The organism is Flavobacterium sp., from assembly GCF_044361065.1.
In the GTDB taxonomy this organism is placed as follows: Bacteria; Bacteroidota; Bacteroidia; order Flavobacteriales; family Flavobacteriaceae; genus Flavobacterium.
In genome coordinates this window covers 1-2,939 of sequence record NZ_JBIKJI010000211.1, presented here as the reverse complement: position 1 = coordinate 2,939, position 2,939 = coordinate 1, and the positions used below count along the sequence as shown (strand labels likewise).

Annotated in this window: 3 protein-coding genes; 1 reads left to right on the top strand and 2 read right to left on the bottom strand. The window is 30.4% G+C overall.

Annotated features, from left to right (window positions below; all coding sequences use genetic code 11):
• Positions 1 to 154: 154 nt before the first annotated feature.
• Both ACIQ11_RS10065 and ACIQ11_RS10060 read right to left on the bottom strand, forming a co-directional pair.
• Positions 155 to 1,900, bottom strand: a complete 1,746-nt coding sequence (locus ACIQ11_RS10065; RefSeq protein ID WP_396154535.1) for a T9SS type A sorting domain-containing protein — start codon at positions 1,898 to 1,900, stop codon at positions 155 to 157.
• 102 nt (positions 1,901 to 2,002) lie between these two features.
• On the bottom strand, positions 2,003 to 2,341 hold the full coding sequence (locus tag ACIQ11_RS10060; RefSeq protein WP_353079255.1) for a T9SS type A sorting domain-containing protein: 339 nt from the start codon (positions 2,339 to 2,341) through the stop codon (positions 2,003 to 2,005).
• Between the two features lie 274 nt (positions 2,342 to 2,615).
• Here ACIQ11_RS10060 and ACIQ11_RS10055 point away from each other — a divergent pair.
• Positions 2,616 to 2,939 (top strand): Glu/Leu/Phe/Val dehydrogenase dimerization domain-containing protein (locus tag ACIQ11_RS10055; protein ID WP_396154533.1); only part of this gene is annotated, 324 nt, incomplete at its 3' end.

The following is a 2,939-nucleotide window of genomic DNA, read 5'->3' as shown; positions in this document are numbered from 1 at the left end:
TTCTTTTTTAGAGGAAATAGCAAAAATGTCTTCTTTTAAAATCATATTGCAAAAGTAGAAAAAGAATATTAGTTGCAAGTATCTTTTCTGATTTTTGGGCATAAAAAAAGCACCAACATTAATTGGTGCTTTTTTGAATATTTGTTAAAACTAATTATTCAATAATTAATTTTTTAGTAGACGTATTTCCTTCTTCAGTAATTTTTACAATATACATACCTGGAGTTAAACCAGAAATATTTACAGCATTATTACTTACTTTAGAATTGATTACTTCTTTTCCTAAAACATTTATTATAGATACATTAATATCACTATTTAAAGCCGTTTCAATAAATAAATTATTTTTCGCTGGATTTGGATACATTTTCAATCCGTCAATTTGAGAGAAAGATGATGCAGATAAAGGTACATTTATATCAAGTAAATTTCTTGAAGTAACTTGAGCAACCGTTCCGCTTTTCCCTACTAAAGCAATAATGTTAGTAGCAGTTGTTGGTTTTACAGTATTCATATAATTAGCTTCAGTAAACAATGTTCTGAAAACAATTATATCAGTACCCGTGTTAATATTAATATTTGCTGCAGTTGTTGGAAAATTTGCAGTAGTAATATCAAATGTAACGTTGTTGATTTGAACCAATTCACTTTCGTATGTTCCATTAGCAGCTGCAGCATTTAAGTCTGCAATTGTTACTACTTGAGGCGAAACAACGTTTCCTGAAGATGCGACAGTTGCATTTGTTGAAGGAACAAATTGTAATAAAGAACTAAATAAAGTTGCTTGACCTTTTAATCCACCAATAGCATCACCATTAGTCATTGTAGTTGTAATTGTTCCTGCTAAATCATCTATTAATATTCCACCTGTACTATCCTGAATGTATTTTTGATTTCTTGAAGATCTTGCATATGTAATTACCGGAGCACTATTTACTTGATAGTATTTATTAGCTCCATTAGTTACAACATCAGCTCTAACCGCAGCTAAATTAGCTACTACATTATAAGATGCAATAGAAAAAGTTAAAGTAGTATTAACGGCAGGTGTCAATGGGACTTGAGAATTATTAACTAATTCTATGAATACTGTATAAACACCAGGTGTTAAACTTGTCAATGAAATTGGAGTAGTATCGTATTTTGTAATAACTGTACCACTATTAACATTGTATCTTATATTTCCATTTCCAGTTCCATTAGCAACATTAAAATTGTTAAAAGCTAAAGTTATGGATAACGAAGTTGTTTCAGGACTAAATGTTTGATTGTTTGATGGAGATAGTACAGAAAAGCTAGGCGCAGTACAACTATAACTTGCTGTAGCTGAGTTTTTTGGGCTTGGTGACGCCGCAATGAAATCTGTGCCATTTTGATTTGTATCAGAACATCCGTTGTTGTTTCTTATTCCTGCTAATAATGCTGTAATTCCAGAAACAGCCGAAGTTCCTTCAAAAAAGTTACCAGTTCCATAACCTAAATAATCACTTACGTTAACATCACCTGAAGGATTGTTTGACCCTAAAGCAGTATTATTTTTTACTAAAGCTAATTTACCAGCGGTTCCAGATAAGTTTGTGCCTGCTGTCGCGTCAACTGTTGGTAAACTTATTCCTCCAGTTGTTGCAGCTAATCCTACTAAAAAGTATTTACCAGCTGCAATTGATGAAGATGCTGGAAATGTGTAGGCAATTGTGAAATTCCCTGCGGCACTTCCATACTGAATTGTCCATCCAGAGACATCAACTGAACTTGTAGTTCTATTAAACAATTCAACAAAATCTTGATTGTATGGGCCTGTGGCAGAGTTACCCCCATAAAACTGAGAAATAACTATGTTTCCTTGAGCAATAGATAATGATGCTACAAACAATAACAATAATAAGTAAATTTTTTTCATTTTTTTAGAAATTAAATTGAGTACAAATATAGAAACAAAATTAATTTTATGACCCATTGGTCTCGTAAAATTAATGTAAATTTAATAAAGATAAATCAGTAACTAGTTAACAATCAGTTTTCTAGTAGCTGAAGCCTCGCCTTCTTTGATTTTAATGATGTAAACACCTGGGTTTAAATTAGAGATGTTTAATTCTTTAGTGTATAAAGTAGTATCAATTACTTTTTTACCTAAAACATCAAAAATTTCAACTTTTTTATCTAAATTTAATCTAGAAGTAATGTAAACTTTCCCAGTATTGTTAGGGTTTGGGTACAAACTTAGTCCTTCAATAGTAGGTTCTTGTGATTTAGCTGAACTACTGTTTCTGCTTTCTTGAGCCACAGCGCCAATACTAAATGATAAGAAGAATAGGATGATATAAATGTAATTTTTTGCCATAATTTGTATATATGAGGTAAATTTATAAAATAAATATCAATTAGTATACCAAAATAGGAAAAAAATAATTAATTCTGATTAATATTTAATTTTTTGCGTGTATAAATCGTAATTTCAAAAATGTAACAAAATGTTGATTTTTTGATGATTTCTTATTTTTTTCAATACTACTTTCTTTTTTCTTAAAAAAACTCTAATTTTTTTATCAAATTCTTCGAAGTATTTTTTTTAAGATGTATATTTGCAGCTGAAAATTATCAAAAAAAATATAATTATGAGTCAAAGTGTTACAGCATTTTTAGGCGAAGTAGCTAAAAGAAATGCAAACGAACCAGAATTTATGCAAGCCGTAAGAGAAGTGGCTGAAACCGTAATTCCTTTTATCGAGGCAAATCCAAAATACCAAGGCAAAATGTTATTGGAAAGAATGGTGGAACCAGAAAGAGTAATTATGTTCCGTATAGCTTGGATAGACGACAAAGGAACTACTCAAGTAAACAGAGGTTTCAGAATTCAAATGAACTCTGCTATCGGACCTTATAAAGGAGGAATTCGTTTTCATCCTTCTGTAAATTTAAGTATTTTAAAATTCTTAGCA

Excerpts from the sequence above, each read along its gene's own strand:
- ACIQ11_RS10060 (WP_353079255.1), bottom strand. The coding sequence starts at position 2,341 with ATGGCAAAAAATTACATTTATATCATCCTATTCTTCTTATCATTTAGT.
- ACIQ11_RS10065 (WP_396154535.1), bottom strand. The coding sequence starts at position 1,900 with ATGAAAAAAATTTACTTATTATTGTTATTGTTTGTAGCATCATTATCT.